The organism is Streptomyces sp. NPDC031225, assembly GCF_055570355.1.
In genome coordinates this window covers 197,713-214,765 of sequence record NZ_JBVIHJ010000007.1, presented here as the reverse complement: position 1 = coordinate 214,765, position 17,053 = coordinate 197,713, and the positions used below count along the sequence as shown (strand labels likewise).

The 17,053-nt window shown below is 70.9% G+C and carries 16 protein-coding genes; 6 read left to right on the top strand and 10 right to left on the bottom strand.

The window, feature by feature from the left end:
* Positions 1-3: 3 nt before the first annotated feature.
* The 4 genes from ACZ48Z_RS14580 to ACZ48Z_RS14565 form a co-directional block, all read right to left on the bottom strand.
* Positions 4-861, bottom strand: coding sequence for a 1,4-dihydroxy-6-naphthoate synthase (locus ACZ48Z_RS14580; RefSeq protein ID WP_468736175.1), 858 nt, complete (start codon positions 859-861; stop codon positions 4-6).
* Complete coding sequence (locus ACZ48Z_RS14575) at positions 851-1,516, bottom strand: futalosine hydrolase (RefSeq protein WP_468736341.1); 666 nt, start codon at positions 1,514-1,516, stop codon at positions 851-853. Before ACZ48Z_RS14575 ends, ACZ48Z_RS14580 begins: the two co-directional genes overlap by 11 nt.
* Positions 1,517-1,532: 16 nt before the next feature.
* On the bottom strand, positions 1,533-2,060 hold the full coding sequence (locus ACZ48Z_RS14570; protein WP_468736174.1) for a hypothetical protein: 528 nt from the start codon (positions 2,058-2,060) through the stop codon (positions 1,533-1,535).
* A gap of 90 nt (positions 2,061-2,150) precedes the next feature.
* A complete protein-coding gene (locus ACZ48Z_RS14565) occupies positions 2,151-3,494 on the bottom strand; it encodes an MFS transporter (protein WP_468736173.1) in 1,344 nt (447 codons plus the stop codon).
* A gap of 371 nt (positions 3,495-3,865) precedes the next feature.
* Between ACZ48Z_RS14565 and ACZ48Z_RS14560 the strand changes: the two genes are divergently transcribed.
* Positions 3,866-4,792: a DUF3027 domain-containing protein gene (locus tag ACZ48Z_RS14560; protein ID WP_468736172.1), complete on the top strand. Its 927-nt coding sequence runs from the start codon at positions 3,866-3,868 to the stop codon at positions 4,790-4,792.
* Positions 4,793-4,803: 11 nt separating this feature from the next.
* Here ACZ48Z_RS14560 and ACZ48Z_RS14555 read toward each other — a convergent pair whose 3' ends face one another.
* Entirely contained in the window at positions 4,804-5,748 is a 945-nt protein-coding gene (locus tag ACZ48Z_RS14555; RefSeq protein ID WP_468736171.1) for a CU044_5270 family protein, read from the bottom strand.
* Positions 5,741-6,355: an RNA polymerase sigma factor gene (locus ACZ48Z_RS14550; RefSeq protein WP_468736170.1), complete on the bottom strand. Its 615-nt coding sequence runs from the start codon at positions 6,353-6,355 to the stop codon at positions 5,741-5,743. The genes ACZ48Z_RS14555 and ACZ48Z_RS14550 overlap by 8 nt, the downstream gene beginning before the upstream one ends.
* Before the next feature lie 169 nt (positions 6,356-6,524).
* Here ACZ48Z_RS14550 and ACZ48Z_RS14545 point away from each other — a divergent pair, with 169 nt between their 5' ends.
* The gene (locus ACZ48Z_RS14545) at positions 6,525-9,668 is read left to right on the top strand and encodes a sacsin N-terminal ATP-binding-like domain-containing protein (RefSeq protein WP_468736169.1); all 3,144 of its coding nucleotides are present in this window, start codon (positions 6,525-6,527) and stop codon (positions 9,666-9,668) included.
* Between the two features lie 5 nt (positions 9,669-9,673).
* Here ACZ48Z_RS14545 and ACZ48Z_RS14540 read toward each other — a convergent pair whose 3' ends face one another.
* Positions 9,674-9,910: a DUF7683 domain-containing protein gene (locus tag ACZ48Z_RS14540; RefSeq protein WP_468736168.1), complete on the bottom strand. Its 237-nt coding sequence runs from the start codon at positions 9,908-9,910 to the stop codon at positions 9,674-9,676.
* 91 nt (positions 9,911-10,001) lie between these two features.
* Here ACZ48Z_RS14540 and ACZ48Z_RS14535 point away from each other — a divergent pair, with 91 nt between their 5' ends.
* A complete protein-coding gene (locus ACZ48Z_RS14535; RefSeq protein ID WP_468736167.1) occupies positions 10,002-10,859 on the top strand; it encodes a DUF5707 domain-containing protein in 858 nt (285 codons plus the stop codon).
* A gap of 166 nt (positions 10,860-11,025) precedes the next feature.
* On the top strand, positions 11,026-11,826 hold the full coding sequence (locus tag ACZ48Z_RS14530; RefSeq protein ID WP_468736166.1) for a hypothetical protein: 801 nt from the start codon (positions 11,026-11,028) through the stop codon (positions 11,824-11,826).
* 94 nt (positions 11,827-11,920) lie between these two features.
* Here ACZ48Z_RS14530 and ACZ48Z_RS14525 read toward each other — a convergent pair whose 3' ends face one another.
* Together ACZ48Z_RS14525 and ACZ48Z_RS14520 are read right to left on the bottom strand one after the other, a co-directional pair.
* Positions 11,921-14,314, bottom strand: a complete 2,394-nt coding sequence (locus ACZ48Z_RS14525) for a cation-translocating P-type ATPase (RefSeq protein WP_468736165.1) — start codon at positions 14,312-14,314, stop codon at positions 11,921-11,923.
* 113 nt (positions 14,315-14,427) lie between these two features.
* On the bottom strand, positions 14,428-14,709 hold the full coding sequence (locus ACZ48Z_RS14520) for a DUF2530 domain-containing protein (RefSeq protein WP_468736164.1): 282 nt from the start codon (positions 14,707-14,709) through the stop codon (positions 14,428-14,430).
* A gap of 112 nt (positions 14,710-14,821) precedes the next feature.
* Here ACZ48Z_RS14520 and ACZ48Z_RS14515 point away from each other — a divergent pair, with 112 nt between their 5' ends.
* Entirely contained in the window at positions 14,822-16,216 is a 1,395-nt protein-coding gene (locus ACZ48Z_RS14515) for an NCS2 family permease (RefSeq protein ID WP_468736163.1), read from the top strand.
* A gap of 7 nt (positions 16,217-16,223) precedes the next feature.
* Here ACZ48Z_RS14515 and ACZ48Z_RS14510 read toward each other — a convergent pair whose 3' ends face one another.
* A complete protein-coding gene (locus tag ACZ48Z_RS14510) occupies positions 16,224-16,412 on the bottom strand; it encodes a ribbon-helix-helix protein, CopG family (RefSeq protein WP_468736340.1) in 189 nt (62 codons plus the stop codon).
* Positions 16,413-16,557: 145 nt separating this feature from the next.
* Here ACZ48Z_RS14510 and ACZ48Z_RS14505 point away from each other — a divergent pair, with 145 nt between their 5' ends.
* Positions 16,558-16,995, top strand: coding sequence for a MarR family winged helix-turn-helix transcriptional regulator (locus tag ACZ48Z_RS14505; protein ID WP_328748299.1), 438 nt, complete (start codon positions 16,558-16,560; stop codon positions 16,993-16,995).
* Positions 16,996-17,053: the final 58 nt, after the last annotated feature.

Sequence of the window (17,053 nt, the reverse complement as noted above, 5' to 3'; positions counted from 1 at the left end):
GCGTCAGGCAAATGCCAGGGCGTCGGGTCGCAAAGCCGGGACAAGGCCTTCTGCGGCCGCGCGGGTCAACAGCCCCCGAATCGCCGCATATCCGTCTTCTCCGAGGTCCGCGGTGAACTCGTTGACGTACAGACCGATGTGCTGATCGGCGACAGTGGGATCCATCTCCTGCGCATGCGCCATCACATAAGGCCGGGAAACCTCGGGCTCGTCCCAAGCGGCCCGCACGGAGGCGCGGATGGAGTCGGCGAGCGATGACAGCCTCTCCGCTCCCAGCGACCGCTTGGCGATGATCGCGCCCAGCGGAATCGGCAGCCCGGTCGTCGACTCCCAGTGCTCGCCCATGTCCGCGAGCTTGTGGAGCCCGTAGTTCTGGTACGTGAACCGGGCCTCGTGGATGACGAGCCCCGCGTCGACCTTCCCGTCCCGCACGGCGGGCATGATCTCGTGGAACGGCATCACGACGATCTCCCCGACCCCGCCGTCGAGGACGTCCGCGGCCCAGAGCCGGAACAGCAGATACGCCGTCGACCTCTCGGACGGCACGGCGATCCTGCCGCCGGTCAGGTCCGCCCCGGCGTCCCGGGTGAGCACCAGCGGCCCGCAGCCCCGCCCCAGCGCGCCCCCGCAGGGCAGCAGCGCGTACTCGTCGAGGACGTACGGCAGCACGGCGTACGACACCTTCAGGACGTCGAACTCGCCGCGCTCGGCCATGCCGTTGGTGATGTCGATGTCGGCGAAGGTCACGTCCAGCGCGGGTGCCCCCGGGACGCGGCCGTGCGCGAGAGCGTCGAAGACGAACGTGTCGTTGGGGCAGGGCGAGTACGCGATCTGCAAGGGCTGCAGGGGTTCAGTCGTCATGCTGCTTCCAACTCTCCAGTACGGGTGCCAGCTTCCCGAATCCCGCCGTCAGGGCCGCGAGCGCGTCGCCGATGCGCCAGGCGGCCCGGTCGCGCGGGCCGACCGGGTTGGAGACGGCACGGATCTCCAGCACGGGCACCCCGTGCGCCCCGGCCGCCTCGGCGACGCCGAAACCCTCCATGGCCTCGGCGAGGGCGGTGGGGTGGCGTTCCCGCAGCGCCGCGGCCCTGACGGCCGTACCGGTCACCGTGGAGACGGTGAGCACGGCCCCGGCCCGTGCCCCGGTCGCGGCCACGGCGTCCCGTACGAGTGCCGCGGGCGGACGGTGGGTGACGGTCCCGAACCCCAGCTCGGTCACCGGCACGAACCCGTCGGCGGTCTCGGCCCCGAGGTCGGCCGCGGTGATCTCGTCGGCGACGACGAGCGACCCGACCGGCGCGTGAGGCAGGAACCCGCCGGCGATCCCGGCGGAGACGACGAGGCCGTAGGGAGCGCCTGCCAGGGCGGCCCTGGTGAGCGCGGTGGCGGTGGAGGCGGCGGCGAGGGCGGGCCCGACACCGGCGGCGAGGACGTCGACCGTGAGGTGCGTGCCCGTGAACGCGCGGGCCACCGCGTCCCGTTCGGCCGGGACGGCGGTGGCCACGAGGATGCGCATCATGGGCGGCGGCGGATCAGTAGTCCGCGTTCTCCAGCTTGAAGTTCCAGACGCCCTTGTGCGCCTTGCTCTGGCCCGAGGTCGTCTTGTCCTGCTCGACGATGCTGATGTTCAGCGTCTTCTGCGGGGCCTGGCCCTGCTGCTGGGCGAAGAGGTCGACGCCGTCGAAGGAGTAGTACGACTTCTTGTAGACGTACGTCATCTGCTGGCCGTTGATCCACAGGGCCCAGCCGGTGTCCGCGATCTTCTTGTCGACGCCGACGCGGAGGGTCTGGCCCTGCTTGACCTTGATCGTCTCGACGTCGGCCTTCTGGAGGGCGCACTTGGCGGCCTTGGTCTGGCCGAGGTCGTTGCCGTCGTCGTAGCAGGTGGCCTCGGAGCTCACCGAGGCCGAACCGACCGTGACGGTGACGCGCGGCGTCGGCTTGTCGCAGGCCGACAGGACGAGCAGTCCGGCGGAAACGAGGCCGGCGGCGGCGACGGCGCGGCGGCGTCGCACAGCGCGGTGAACAGGGGCGGCTTCGCCGCGGGGCAGCGTGGTCATGGCGGAAGGTTATCCGGCGGGTACAGCCGTCCCCTTACGCGGGGTCCGGCGTGCCCGGTTCGTTACGCCACACGCGGTGTGATCCGCCCGTCACGCCACCCGCGCCTTGGGCGAGCCCCCGTGCCGGGACGAGCTCAGCAGCCCCTTGGCGGTGGCCAGCCAGCCCACGGCGACGACGACGGCGGCCACGGACAGGCCGAGGTAGCCGTTGAGCGGCATCACGATGCCGACGGCGCCGCCGAACACCCAGGACACCTGGAGCAGGGTCTCGGAGCGGGCGAACGCGGAGGTGCGGACCAGTTCGGGCACGTCCCGCTGGATCAGCGCGTCCAGGGACAGCTTGGACAGGGCCTGCGCGAACCCGGCGACGGCCGCCAGACAGGCCACCAGGAACGCCCCGAAGAAGATCGCGGCCGTGATCGCCGCGCCCAGCACGAACGCCACCACCGTCAGGATGATGATCTCCGGCCCCTTCGATCTGAGCCACGCCCCGACCGCCGTGCCCAGCGCGTTGCCCACGCCCGCCGAGACCGCCACCAGACCCAGGGACACCGCCGCGCTCTCCCCGGTCAGGGGGTGCTCGCGCAGCAGGAAGGCGAGGAAGAAGGTGAGGAAGCCGGAGAGCCAGCGCAGGGCGGCGTTCGCGCCGAGGGCGTGTGTGACGGCGGTGCCGACCGTGCGCAGTCCGGGCCGCTTGACCTCCTTTCGGTGCGGCCCGTGCAGGTGCTCCTCGTCGGCCGCGAGCAGGGCCACGTCCTCGCCCTTGGCGGAGTCGACCTTCGGCGGCAGGGAGAAGGACAGGAACGTACCGCCGATGAAGATCACGAACGCGCCGTAGAGCGGCCAGCTCGGTCCGATGGCCTGCAGCCCCGCCCCGATGGGCGCCGCCACACCGGTCGCGAGGAGCCCGCCCAGGGTGACCCGGGAGTTGGCCTTCACGAGGGAGAAATGTGGTGGGAGCAGCCGTGGCACCACGGCACTTCTCACGACGCCGTACCCCTTGGAGGCGACCAGTACGCCCAGGGCCGCCGGATACAGCTCCAGGCTGCCGGTGGCGACCGCCCCGGAGATGATCAGGGCGAGCATCGCCCGGGCGAGCATGGCGCCCGCCATGGCGGCACGGCGGCCGTGCGGGAGGCGGTCGAGGAGCGGGCCGATCACGGGGGCCAGGACCGTGAAGGGCGCCATCGTGATCGCGAGGTACAGGGCGACACGCCCGCGGGCCTCGTCGGTGGGGACGGAGAAGAACACCGTGGACGCGAGGGCCACGGTGATCATCACGTCACCCGCGCCGTTGACCGCGTGCAGTTCGATCAGTTTGCCGAGACCGGACTCGCCCGCCCCGTGCGCGTGGGTCGCCTTGCGGATCCCGCGCGCCGTACCGGTGAACGGAAAGTGCAGGGCACGCCCGACAGCACGGACGGACCCTGTCATCCGGCCCGAACCGCCACCGATTCCGGTGGCTCCCTGGGGTGTCCTCGCGGCTGCCACCCCGCAATAGTGCCCCGAGAAAGCTGTGAGTAGCGCGGTTACCGCGCGTATGAACGCATATGAAGTGCCGTCGGAGGCAACGAACCATCACGTCGGTGTAGGCCGAGCGGCGGCGAACAGGTAGCGTGCGTAGCGCGCCGTGGCGAACGTTCTCGGCCGCGCGCCTCTCAAACATCCCGCAGAATGGATGGGAGCAGGTGCGCCCGAGCGCGATCGGGCGCGGACGTCGACGCGGCCCTTCGGTCCGCTCCGTCCGCATCCGCCGCCTTCAGGCCGGCGCACCCGAGTGACGGCGTAGGAGAGAAGCGATACCTGTGAGCGCAGCGACAACGCGAAGCCGCACCCCCGACCGCCAGTGCGCCGAGGCCGTCGACCTCGCACGCGCCGCAGCCGAGGAGGCCGCCGCGCCCGGAGTGGTGGGTGAGCACGCGGGCCTGGTCTCCGAGGGCGATCGCGTCGTCACGCACTACTTCGAGTGCAAGGAACTCGGGTACCGGGGCTGGCGCTGGGCGGTGACCGTCGCCCGCGCCTCCCGCGCGAAGACCGTCACCCTGGACGAGGTCGTGCTGCTGCCCGGCTCGGACGCGCTGCTGGCCCCCGAGTGGGTGCCGTGGAGCGAGCGCCTGCGCCCCGGTGACATGGGCCCCGGCGATCTGCTCCCCACCGACGCCGAGGACCTCCGCCTGGAGCCCGGCTACTCCGGTGAGGACGAGCCGCTGCCGAGCGCGCCCGTCTCCGAGGAGATGGCCGAGCTGGCCGAGGCGGAGGACGCGGACCTCACCGCGGGCAGCCCGTCGCATCTCCCGGTGGTCCCGTCCCGGGGTTCGATCGCCGCGGTCGCCGAGGAACTGGGCATGCGCCGGGCCCGCGTTCTGTCCCGCTACGGCCTCCATGTCGCGGCCGACCGCTGGGAGGACTCCTTCGGGGCGAAGACCCCGATGGCGCAGGCGGCCCCCGCGCCGTGCGTCAGTTGCGGCTTCCTCGTCCCGCTGGGCGGCTCCCTGGGCCAGGCCTTCGGTCTGTGCGCCAACGAGTTCGCCCCGGCGGACGGCCGCGTGGTGTCCCTGGCCTACGGCTGCGGCGGCCACTCGGAGGCGGCGGTCATGCCGAAGCCCCCGCAGCCGGCCCAGCCGGTGATCGACGAGACCAGAGTGGACCCGTTCCCGCTGCGCCCCGCCCGCGACTCCGGATCGGTGCCGGAGACCGCGGACGAGGCGGCGGCGGAACTGGGCCACTCGTAGGGCCCTTCGGCTCAGGGGCGCTGGAACACCCGGTCCACCACGCCGCTGTCGACGACGTACTGCGACTGGACGACCACACGGGTCGTGAACTTCACCGTGGTCCGCTCACGCAACCCCAGGTACTGGTAGCTCTTCGCGTCGAAGAGCAGCACCCGCCTGCCGTCCTCCCAGGGGGTGCCGGGCGGGCCGACGTACCGGACGCCGATGGCCGTGTGTCCGTTGAACCCGGTCCGGCCCGGCAGCACCTCGACCCCGGGGACGGCGGCGAGCGCCTCGAACGCCGCGGAGCGCAGGCCCTTGGGCAGGATCGAGTGGCGGAGCAGCCCGGACAGGAAAATCTGGATCATCGGCCACTCGTCGGCCCTGGTCTTCCGGCCGAAGTCGGGCTTCGTGCCCGCCTCGCGCAGGACGATCGTCAGCCTGGCCGGGTCGAGGGGCAGCTTCTTCAGCTTCGACCACTCCTGCGGCGGCCAGGAGTACTGACCCTTCTGGGCCGGCGGCACCCACTGCTTGGTGCCCAGTTCGCTGACGTAGGACTTCTTGGACCCGTCGACCGAGCTCCAGCTCTCGTCGACGTACCTCTTCACAGGACCGCCGCCGACCGGCCTGCGCTCGATGACCTCCTTGGTGTAGATGAACTGGTCGTCGCGCGGGGCGACGGGCTTCTCGGTCCGCAGGGCCTCGGCCGCCGCCCCCCGCAGCACGGTGGTCGCGCTCACCGTCCGGGTCCGGGGCGCGCTGTCCCCGGTGTTCTGGGCGACCACCACGGTCGCGGTGACGGCCGCCGCGGCGACTGCGGCCACGGCGACCCGCAGCAGCGGGCGGCGGCCGACGGCGACGGGTGCGGCGGGGGCCTGCATCGCCTGGTACAGGCGGAAGCGGGCACGGGCGCGGGCGGTGTCCGAGAGAGGGGGCGCGTCCGCGTCCCACTCCCTCAGGAGCTCGATCTCATTCATTGCCGGATTCCTCTCGAAGAGCGGTCGGATCGGATCCGCCCAATGCCTCACGAAGTTTTCTGCGAGCCCTGTGCAGCCGCGACCGGACCGTCCCCACCGGCACGCCGAGGGCCGCGGCGACCTCCTCGTAGCCGAGGTCGGCCCAGGCGACCAGCAGCAGCACATCCCGGTGCCGGGCGGGCAACCGGGCCAGGGCGCCCGCGAGTTCGCTGCGCACGGCCTCCGCGCTGACCCGTGCCGCCACCCGGTCCGCGACCGTCTCCTCGGCCTGTCCGCCGGGGGCGGCGGGCAGCCGCCCGAACGCCTTCAGCCGCCGGGCCTCGGCACGCCGGTGGCGGCCGATGAGGTTGGTCGCGATACCGAACAGCCACGGACGGGCGTCGGCCGAGTCCGTGTTGTACCGGAAGCGCTGCTGGAACGCGGTGGTGAAGGTCTCCGCCATCACGTCCTCGGCCGCCTCCGCGCCGAGCCGGCGTGCCGCGTAACGGTGCACCGAGTCGGCATGGCGGTCGAAGAGGACGGCGAACGCCTCGGGCTCGTCCCACGACCGTTCGATCACCGCGGCGTCCCTGTCCTGCCCCATCCTGACGCCCGGTTCGACGGTCATCGGGGCTCCTTTCGTCGCTGTAACGCTCTGAAGCTCGGGCTTTCACCTGTACTTCGCCGCTCGCGGGAATCGGGTTCCCCACGGCGGCCGGGCGCGGGGCCACGGGGGCGGAGCCGACGTCTTCCCTCGTCGCGGTACCTTCGTCGTCACGCCGATGAGGAGAGTCAACGTGAGCAAGTTCGTGCGGCCCGCAGCCGAGGGTGCCGACCCGTTCGGGACCGCCCGGCTCAGGCGAGGTGTGCTGGACGCCTGGGCCACCAGCCCGGCCCGGTTCCGGGAGGACGCCAACGCCGAGGAGGACCTCGTTCTCGGCGGGTACCGGGACCGGCTGGTCGTCGAGCTCGCGCAGAACGCCGCCGACGCGGCGGCCAGGGCGGGGGTGCCCGGACGGCTCAGGCTGACCCTCCGCGAGGGTGTCCTCTTCGCCGCGAACACCGGCGCCCCGCTGGACGCGACCGGTGTCGAGTCCCTCTCCACCCTCCGCGCCTCCGCCAAGCGCGCACCCCGGACCGGCTCCGCGGACGAGGCCGGCGCGGTGAGTTCGGTCGGCCGCTTCGGCGTCGGCTTCGCCTCCGTGCTCGCCGTCACCGACGAACCCGCGCTCATCGGCCGGCACGGCGGCGTCCGCTGGTCCCTCGCCGAGGCCCGCGACCACGCCGCGGACACCGCCCGCCACAGCCCCGGGCTCGGCGACGAGATCCGCCGCCGCGACGGCCATGTCCCGCTCCTGCGGCTCCCGTTCGCCGCCGAGGGCACCGCCCCGGACCCGTACGACACCGTCGTCATCCTCCCCCTGCGCGACCCGGCCGCCACCGACCTCGCCGAGCGTCTCCTGAGCGCCGTCGACGACGCCCTCCTCCTCGCCCTCCCCGGGCTGGAGGAGGTCGTCATCGAGACGGACACGACCCGGACGATCAGCCGCCGCACCGACGGCGTCCTCACCGTCGTGGAGGATTCACGAGACGGTACGACCCGGTGGCGTACGGCGTCCGCGCACGGGCCGCTCACCCCGGAGCTGCTCGCCGACCGGCCCGTCGAGGAACGGCTGCGGCCGCACTGGTCCCTCACCTGGGCGGTGCCCGTCGACGCCGACGGCTCTCCGGCCCACCCCCGCACCAGCCCCGTCGTGCACGCCCCGACCCCCAGCGACGAACCCCTCGGCGTGCCCGCGCTGCTGATCGCGTCGTTCCCGCTGGACACCACCCGCCGGCACGCGGCGCCCGGCCCGCTCACCGACTTCCTCGTGCAGCGCGCGGCGGACACGTACGCCGAACTCCTCGCCGGCTGGCGGCCGGTGGGCGACGGCATCATCGCTCTCGTGCCCGGTCCGCTGGGCAAGGGGGAGCTGGACGGCGGCCTGCGGCAGGCGATCCTGGAACGCCTCCCGCGCACCGCGTTTCTCCCGCCCGCGCTGGAGCCCGACGGCGACGCGGACCTGCCCGAGACGCTGCGGCCCCGCGAGGCCGAGGTCGTCGAGGGCGCGGGCGCCGACACCGTGCGGGTGCTCGCCGAGGTGCTGCCGACCCTCCTGCCCGCAGGTCTCGAACGGCGTGTGGAGCTGCGGACGTTGGGTGTCGCCCGGGTCCCGCTGGCCGACGCCGTGGACCGGCTCGCGGGGCTGGAGAAGGAGCCGGAGTGGTGGCAGCGGCTCTACGACAGCCTCGCCGGCGTCGACCCCGAGCGGCTCTCAGGCCTGCCGGTCCCGCTTGCCGACGGCAGGACGACCATCGGGCCCCGGCAGGTGCTGCTGCCCCCGTCGGACGGGTCCCTGACCGACCCCGAGATCCTTGCCCGGCTCGGTCTCAAGGTCGCCCACCCGGACGCCGCCCACCCGCTCCTGGAGAAGCTGGGCGCGCTGCCCGCGACGCCGCGCGCGGTGCTCACCACGCCCCAGGTGAGGGCCGCCGTGGCCGCCTCCATGGACGACGACGGCGCACTGGACTGGGAGCAGGACACCCCGGACGCCGAGGAGCTGGCCGACACCGTCCTCGCGCTCGTCCGGGACGCGGGCCTGGAGCCAGGCGAGGAGCCCTGGCTGGGTGCGCTCGCCCTGCCCGACGAGGAGGGGGAGCTGGTCCCCGCGGGCGAACTCGTGCTCCCCGGGAGCCCGTTCGCGCAGGTGATGCGCGAGGACGAACTCGCCTTCGTGGACGCCGAACTGGCCGGGAAGTGGGGCGAACAGCCCCTCGCGGCCTGCGGTGTGCTCGCGAACTTCGCCCTGGTCCGTGCCGCCGACGTCGTCCTGGACCCGGACGAACTGGAGCCGCGCGAGGGCGACTTCGCCGAACCGGACGACGCCGGGCTCCTGGACGCCGTGGACGTGTGGTGCGAGGACATCCTCGACCGCTTCCCGGACACACCGGTACCGCCGGTCGCCACCGAACTGGTCGCCGTACGCGATCTCGACCTGGTCGACGACGACAAGTGGCCCGAGGCCCTCGCCATGCTCGCCCGGCCGCCGCTGCGTGACGCGATCACCCAGCAGGTCCGCATCCTGCTGCCCGACGGCACGCACGAGGTCGTACGGCCCTACACCGCCTGGTGGCTGCGCGGGAACCCGGTGCTCGACGGCCGCCGCCCCGCCGGTCTGCTGGCGGCCGGGGGGGACCCCCTCCTGCGCGGCCTGTACGACGAGGCCGACGCGACCGGGTTCGACGACGAGCAGGTGCTGCGGGCCCTGGGCGTACGGACGTCGGTGGCGGCGCTCCTGGAGGAGCCTGGCGGCGCGGCGGAGCTCCTCGACCGCCTCGCCGACCCCGACCGCACGGTGACGGGCGCTCAACTCCACGCCCTCTACGGAGCGTTGGCCGACCTGGACCCCGAACAGGTCACCCTGCCGGACGAGCTGCGGGCGGTCACCGACGGCCGGGTCGAGGTCGTGGACGCGGCCGACGCGGTGGTCGTCGACTCACCGGACCTGCTGCCCTTCACGCAGGGCGTCCCCCTGCTTCCCGTACGCCCGTCGCGGGCAGGGGAGTTGGCCGAGCTCTTCCAGGTCCGCCGACTCAGCGAGTCCGTCACCGGTTCCGTCGACTCCGAGGGCACCGAGCACGACGTACCGGAGTCGGTACGGGTACTGCTGGGCCCGGACACCCCGTCCTCGTACGTCGAGCACGAGGAACTCGTCGTGGACGGCGTGGAGATCGACTGGCGCCTCACCAGCGACGGCGTCCTGCACGCGGCCACCCTGGAGGGCGTGGCCGCGGGCCTCACCTGGGCGGCGGGCCAGTGGCCCCGGCGCTTCGAGGTCGCGGCCCTCCTGGAGGACCCGTCCCGGACGGAGGAACTGGCGAGGGACCGCTGGTTCGACTGAAGGGTTCAGCCGGCGCTGGGTTCCAGGAAGTAGTCGTAGTGCTCCAGGTCGAGCGTGATCCCGGTCAACTGCCGGACACGCTCGGCATGTTCCTCTGTCAGAGGCACATTGCCGACCCACTCGGCCGCCGGGATCCCCGCGAGGTCCGCGAGGATGTCCACACCGACCGCGGTGACATCGACGGACGAGTCGAGGAACTCGCCGGCTTTCGGGTAACGGCAGACTTCGACGAAAAGCTTCACACGAAACTTTTACCGCTCGTGCAACCTTTCTCCCTCCTCGTGAATCTCATCACTTGAGTCACCTGACTCACTGATCTCACGTGGGGAATACATGCGTATACGAGCCACCGTGGCCGCCGTCTCCGGCGCCCTGGCCCTTTCCGCCCTCGTCGTTCCGGCCGCCCAGGCCACCGACGCAGGCATCGGCAAGACCACCGCCGCGGAGCGCTTCGGAGTCTCCCGGTCGGCGATGAGCACGGCTGCCGCCGCCGACGAGGAGCTGCCGGTCGTCTCCAAGGTGACCATCAACGGCGGCAAGGACCTCGTCCTCGGCACGACGGCCGCCAAGAAGTTCACCGTCTCCCTGACGGCCAGTCACTCGGCCGGTATCGAGGACGCGTACATCGACCTGTGGCACGGCAAGGACCTCGACAACGTCGACGGCTGGCTCGCGCCGAACGAGGAGGCCGCCTCCTGCACCGCGGTCAACGCCACGACCTCGAACTGCAAGCTGACCATCACGGCCACCCCGGGCAGCGACCTGTACATGAACGCGCTGGCCGGCACCTGGCACGTGACGGCGGGTGTCCTCGCGAACGACGAGACCGGCAGCGTCTACTGGAACGACTACTACGGCACCCACCGGGTCCAGCGTCTGTCGAAGCTCGTCGTCAACGCCGCCCCCGAGCCGGTGAAGAAGGGCAAGACCATCACGGTCACCGGCAAGCTGACGCGCGCCAACTGGGAGAGCCGCACGTACGCCGGTTACTCGACCCAGCCGGTGAAGCTGCAGTTCCGCAAGAAGGACTCCAGCACCTACACCACCGTGAAGACCGTCAAGACCAACACCAAGGGCGACCTGAAGACCACGCTCAAGGCCACGGTCGACGGCTACTTCCGCTGGAGCTACGCGGGCACCTCCACCACCCCGGCGGTCAACGCCGCGGGTGACTTCGTCGACGTCAAGTAGGACCTCAAGCAGGGCCTCAAGCAGGCCTCAGCAGGTCGACGGGAAGTAAAGCGTTGCGCATGTGCGGTCAAAATCGCGTCCCACGCGTACAACCAGTCCCATGAGTCACGAGTCTTCTCGGTGAGTCATCAGACTCCGAGAACTTCTCTCCTCATGGGGAACGCACATGCGCATACGCGCCCTCGTCCTCGCCGCCTCCGGCGCCGTGGCCCTCTCCGCCCTCGCCGTGCCGTCCGCCCAGGCCGCCACGGCCGGGCCCGCCGTCACCTTCTCGCAGCTCAAGGTGAACGCCGGCAAGAGCATCGTGGTCGGTCCGACGGCGACCGTCACGGTCTCGGCGACGTACACCGTGACCAAGCCCGCGGGCCTGAACGCGAACTCCTTCGCGACCGGGCCGGTCCTCTACCGCGGCGCCACCCTCGGCATGGACTCCGACGACCTGCTCAGCGGTGACGACGCCGGCACCTGCACGGCGTCCTCGTCGACGGTCCTGAAGTGCTCGGCGAAGATCCAGTTCCGCCCGAAGGGCTCCGAGGAGGACGGCGACCTGCTCAGCAGCGAGGCGGGCAGCTGGAAGCTGGGCGCGCTCGCCGTCAACGAGGACGACGGGATGACCTGGCAGGGCAACCTCGGCACCGCCAAGCTGCAGCGCAAGGCCACCCTCACCACCGACGCCTCCCCGGAGCCGGTGACGAAGGGCAAGACGATCACCGTCACGGGCAAGCTGTCGCGCGCCAACTGGGACACCAACAAGAACGCGGGCTACTCGACCCAGCCGGTGAAGCTCCAGTTCAAGAAGAAGGGTGCGACCACCTACAGCACCCTGAAGACCATCAAGACCAGCACCACGGGCGCCCTGAAGACGACGGTGAAGGCCACCGCGGACGGCTACTTCCGTTACGTCTTCGCGGGCACGACGACGACGTCGCCGGTCAACTCGGCCGCCGACTACGTCGACGTCAAGTAGAACGCGCCCCGTCAGGGGCGCGGGGAACTGCGCGACCAGCCACGACGCATCCGCAGACAACACTCGACGGAACGGTCTCGGCTGAAGCCCGGCGCTAAGCGGAACCGCGGCGGTCGACCCACCTCCACAGGAGTTCGAGGGCGGCCGCCGCCACCACCGAGATCCCCACCGCGATCCACGGCATCGTGGCCCCGACCAGCTTCAGCGCGAAGAAGTCCTGCAGCCACGGCACGGCCAGGACCACCACGAAGGACAGGCCCATCGCCGCGACCAGGGCGATCCGCCACCAGGTGTACGGGCGGGCGATGATCGCCAGGACCCACATCGAGATCAGGAACAGGGTCAGGGTCGCCGCGCTCGTCTCCGCGTCCAACGCGCCCGCCCCGGTGTAGTGGTGACGGGCGATCAGATAGGTCACGAAGGTCGCGACCGCCGCCACCACCCCACCGGGGATCGAGTACCGCATCACCCGCCGCACGAAGTGCGGTTGCGCGCGTTCCCCGTTGGGCGCGAGGGCCAGGAAGAAGGCCGGGATGCCGATCGTGAGCGTCGACAGCAGGGTCAAGTGCCGGGGCAGGAAGGGGTATTCGACCTGCCAGCACACCACGAGGACGGCCAGCAGCACCGAGTACACGGTCTTCACCAGGAACAGCGTGGCGACCCGCGTGATGTTCCCGATCACCCGCCGCCCCTCCGCGACCACCGACGGCAGGGTCGCGAAACTGTTGTCCAGCAGCACGATCTGCGCGACCGCCCGGGTGGCCTCCGAGCCGGAGCCCATGGACACCCCGATGTCGGCGTCCTTCAGGGCGAGCACGTCGTTCACCCCGTCGCCGGTCATCGCGACCGTGTGCCCCTGTGACTGCAGCGCCCCCACCATGTCCCGCTTCTGCTGCGGGGTGACCCGCCCGAACACCGTGCCCTCGTCGAGGGACTTGGCCATCTCCTCCTGATCGGCGGGCAGTCGGCGTGCGTCGACGACCGTACCCGTGAGCCCGAGCTTGGCGGCCACCGCACCGACCGACACCGCGTTGTCCCCGGAGACGACCTTGGCGCGGACGTTCTGTTCGGCGAAGTACCGCAGGGTGTCGGCCGCGTCGGGGCGCAGCCGCTGTTCCAGTACGACCAGGGCGGTCGGCCGTGCCCCCCGGGCCACCTCGGGATCGTCGAGGTCCCGGCCGGCCCGGGCCAGCAACAGCACCCTGAGGCCCTGCTCGTTGAGCCGCCCGGTCTCGGCGAGAGCGGGATCGTCCTCGTCGAGCAGCACGTCCGGCGCCCCCAGCAGCCAGGTGCCGACCTCGCCGTCGCCCTCGCTGAAGGAGGCGCCGCTGTACTTGCGGGCGGAGGAGAAGGGCAGCGACTCGGTGCAGCGCCACTCCTCGGCGTCCGGGTAGGCGTCGATGATCGCCTTCAGCGAGGCGTTCGGCCGCGGGTCGGACTCGCCGAGGGCGCCCAGCACCTTGTGCACGTACGACGCGTCGGCCCCCTGGAGCGGCCTGACCTCGGTGACGTCCATGCCGCCCTCGGTGAGGGTGCCGGTCTTGTCGAGGCAGACCGTGTCGACGCGGGCGAGGCCCTCGATCGCCGGGAGTTCCTGGACGAGGACCTGTTTCCGGCCAAGCCGGATGACACCTATGGCGAAGGCGACGGAGGTCAGCAGGACCAGCCCCTCCGGGACCATCGGCACGATCCCGCCGACCGTGCGCGCGATGGAGTCCTTGAGGTCGTTGTCCTTGACGAACAGCTGGCTGACGACCAGGCCGACCGCGGTCGGGACCATCATCCAGGTCACGTACTTGAGGATCGTGGAGATGCCGGAGCGCAGCTCGGAGTGGACCAGAGTGAACCGCGAGGCCTCCTCGGCGAGTTGGACGGCGTAGGCCTCGCGGCCCACCTTGGTCGCCTTGAAGGCGCCGCCGCCCGCGACCACGAAACTCCCGGACATCACATGGTCGCCGGGCCGCTTCACCACCGGGTCGGCCTCACCGGTGAGCAGCGACTCGTCGATCTCCAGGCCGTCGGCCTCGGCGACCACCCCGTCGACCACGACCTTGTCGCCGGGTCCGATCTCGATGAGGTCGTCGAGGACGATCTCCGAGGTGCCGACCTCTGTCGCGGTCCCGTCCCGCCGTACCGTCGGCCTGGCCTCCCCGATGACCGCGAGCGAGTCGAGGGTCTTCTTCGCCCGCCACTCCTGGATGATGCCGATCCCGGTGTTGGCGAGGATGACGTACCCGAACAGGCTGTCCTGGAAGGGCGCGACGAACAGCATGATCAGCCAGAGGACACCGATGATCGCGTTGAACCGGGTGAACACGTTCGCCCGGACGATCTCCGCCATGGACCGGCTGCTGCGCACCGGCACGTCGTTGACCTGGCCCCGCGCCACCCGGTCCGCGACCTCGGCCGCGGTGAGCCCGGTCACCGGCCTCGGGATGACGGTGGGGTGCACAGGGTCGAGTTCGGTGCCCGCGTCGGTGTGCGTCATGCACTCGACGGTACGTGCGGTTCTACGGCTTCACCCGCCGAGTGAGGGGAAGTTCCGACCTGGGGAGGAGACGGACGCGGGTGTGTGATGCCGTGGTACTAGGGGGCCGCTCGTCACTCGGCATCAGGGTCGGCCGGCGTCTCCGCCGCCGCCCTCTTGATCGCCGCGTCCCGCTTCCGCACGAACCAGGTGCCGTACAGCCCGAGGACGCCCCCGGCCAGGCAGGTCCACACCCACCAGGTGCGGTCGTGGTCCTCGAACCAGCCGTAGAAGGGGAGCTGCACGAGGAAGAGGACGAACCACAGGATCGTGCCACCGGTGATCGTCGCGACGACCGGGCCCTCCAGGGGCTCAGGCGCCTCGTGCTTGATGGGTCCCGAAAAGAACGCGGCCATGGGGACAGCTTACGAGGCGATCACATCTACGCGCGGAGATCGCCATGGTCGGACACATACGTTCATACTGAAACGGTCTACACGTGTCCACATCTGCTCGTAGGAACCTCCTATGCCAACCGCCCTCGACCGCTACTTCAAGATCTCCGAGCGGGGCAGCACCCTGCCGCGCGAGATCCGGGGCGGCTTCGCCACGTTCTTCGCGATGGCCTACATCATCGTGCTGAATCCGATCATCCTCGGCAGTGCCAAGGACATGTACGGCCATCACCTGGACAACGGCCAGCTGGTCACCGCGACCGCCGTGACGGCGGCCTTCACGACGCTCCTCATGGGGGTCGTCGGCAACGTCCCGATCGCGCTGGCCGCGGGGCTCGGCGTGAACTCGGTCGTCGCGCTCCAGCTCGCACCCCGGATGGCCTGGCCGGACGCGATGGGCATGGTGGTCCTCGCGGGTCTCATCGTGATGCTGCTGGTCGCCACCGGCCTGCGCGAGCGCGTCATGAACGCGGTGCCCTTCGGCCTGCGCAAGGCGATCTCCATCGGTATCGGCCTGTTCATCATGCTGATCGGGCTCGTGGACTCCGGCTTCGTCTCCCGCATCCCGGACGTCGCCCAGACCACCGTCCCGCTCCAGCTCGGCGGCGACGGTCACCTGGACGGCTGGCCCGTCCTGGTCTTCGTCCTCGGCGCCCTGCTCACCCTCGCGCTGATCGTCCGCAAGGTCTCCGGCGCGATCCTGATCTCGATCGTCACGATGACGGTGCTGGCGGTCGTCATCAACGCCGTCGCCACGGTCCCGTCCTGGGGGCTCACGACCCCGAAGTGGCCCGGCAACCCGGTCGCCACCCCCGACTTCGGCCTGATCGGCAAGGTCAGCCTCTTCGGCGGCTTCGACAAGGTCGGCGTGCTGACCGGCATCCTCTTCGTCTTCACGGTCCTGCTGTCGTGCTTCTTCGACGCGATGGGCACGATCATGGGCGTCTCCGACGAGGCCGGACTCACCGACGCCCAGGGTCAGATGCCCGGCATCAACAAGGTCCTCTTCGTGGACGGCCTCGCGGTCGCCGCGGGCGGCGCGAGCTCCTCGTCCGCCACCACGGCCTTCGTGGAGTCCACGGCCGGCGTCGGCGAGGGCGCCCGGACCGGCTTCGCCAACGTCGTCACCGGCGGCCTCTTCGCGATCGCGCTGTTCCTCACGCCGGTCGCCACGATGGTCCCGTCCCAGGCGGCGACCCCGGCCCTGCTCGCGGTGGGCTTCCTGATCCTGGCCGGTTCGGTCAAGGAGATCGACTGGGCGGACCACACGATCGCGATCCCGGCCTTCATCACCATGGTGATGATGCCGTTCACCTACTCGATCACCAACGGCATCGGCATGGGCTTCATCACCTTCGTGATCCTGCGCCTGGCGGCCGGACGGGGCCGGGAGGTCCCGGTTCCGATGTATGTCGTGGCCGCGGTGTTCGGCTTCTACTACCTGATGCCGGCGCTGGGTCTCACGTGAGCCGCGCTCACGTCACCCCGTAGAACTTCTCCGTCTCGTCGACGGCGGTCTGGAACCGCTCGTCGAAGTCGTCTCGAACGAGCGTCCGAACCACGTAGTCCTGGACGCTCATCCCCCTCTTCGCCGCATGGTCCCGGAGCCGGTCGAGCAGCTCCCCGTCTATCCGCAGGCTGAGCACGCTGGTCCCCATGAACACGAGGGTCGCCGCCGACGGGGAGCGCCGTTCACTTTCCGCTGCCGACTCACTCGTACGGGTGAAGATCGGGTTTCGGTGGCCAGGGTCACGGGAATCCTCGCGCACTCCAGCTTGTTTAGCGAGAGTAATGAGTTATGCTAAAGAGATGCCGGACCTCACCCATGGCGACGACGCTGCCGCCGTGAACTCCCTGCGATCAGCCGTGATGCGACTCTCCCGTCGGCTCAAGCACCAGCGCGTCGACGAGTCGCTGAGCCCCACCGAGATGTCGGTGCTGGGCACCCTCTCCATCTGCGGCAAGGCCACCCCGGGCGAACTCGCCCGCAAGGAGCACGTCCAGCCGCCGTCGATGACCCGCATCGTGGCGCTCCTTGAGGCCAAGGGACTCGTCCGGCTGGAGCCGCACCCCGAGGACCGGCGCCAGAAGGTCGTCACCAAGACCGAGCAGGCCGAGGCCATGCTCGCGGAGAGCCGCACCAAGCGGAACGTCTTCCTGGCCGCCCTGGTCGACAACCTGGACGAGGACGAGTGGGCGAAACTGCGCGCCGCCGCCCCCGTGCTGGAGAAGCTCGCACACCTGTAAGCCGCGCCAAGGAGGCGAACGCCGTTGAGTACGGGATCCGGAGCACACTCCGCCCCCG

What these genes read in the sequence shown, in the direction of transcription:
- ACZ48Z_RS14580 (WP_468736175.1), bottom strand. Translation starts at nt 861, where the DNA reads ATGACGACTGAACCCCTGCAGCCCTTGCAGATCGCGTACTCGCCCTGC.
- ACZ48Z_RS14550 (WP_468736170.1), bottom strand. Translation starts at nt 6,355, where the DNA reads ATGACCGTCGAACCGGGCGTCAGGATGGGGCAGGACAGGGACGCCGCG.
- ACZ48Z_RS14555 (WP_468736171.1), bottom strand. Translation starts at nt 5,748, where the DNA reads ATGAATGAGATCGAGCTCCTGAGGGAGTGGGACGCGGACGCGCCCCCT.
- ACZ48Z_RS14570 (WP_468736174.1), bottom strand. Translation starts at nt 2,060, where the DNA reads ATGACCACGCTGCCCCGCGGCGAAGCCGCCCCTGTTCACCGCGCTGTG.
- ACZ48Z_RS14515 (WP_468736163.1), top strand. Translation starts at nt 14,822, where the DNA reads ATGCCAACCGCCCTCGACCGCTACTTCAAGATCTCCGAGCGGGGCAGC.
- ACZ48Z_RS14520 (WP_468736164.1), bottom strand. Translation starts at nt 14,709, where the DNA reads ATGGCCGCGTTCTTTTCGGGACCCATCAAGCACGAGGCGCCTGAGCCC.
- ACZ48Z_RS14575 (WP_468736341.1), bottom strand. Translation starts at nt 1,516, where the DNA reads ATGCGCATCCTCGTGGCCACCGCCGTCCCGGCCGAACGGGACGCGGTG.
- ACZ48Z_RS14505 (WP_328748299.1), top strand. Translation starts at nt 16,558, where the DNA reads ATGCCGGACCTCACCCATGGCGACGACGCTGCCGCCGTGAACTCCCTG.
- ACZ48Z_RS14530 (WP_468736166.1), top strand. Translation starts at nt 11,026, where the DNA reads ATGCGCATACGCGCCCTCGTCCTCGCCGCCTCCGGCGCCGTGGCCCTC.
- ACZ48Z_RS14525 (WP_468736165.1), bottom strand. Translation starts at nt 14,314, where the DNA reads ATGACGCACACCGACGCGGGCACCGAACTCGACCCTGTGCACCCCACC.
- ACZ48Z_RS14535 (WP_468736167.1), top strand. Translation starts at nt 10,002, where the DNA reads ATGCGTATACGAGCCACCGTGGCCGCCGTCTCCGGCGCCCTGGCCCTT.
- ACZ48Z_RS14565 (WP_468736173.1), bottom strand. Translation starts at nt 3,494, where the DNA reads ATGACAGGGTCCGTCCGTGCTGTCGGGCGTGCCCTGCACTTTCCGTTC.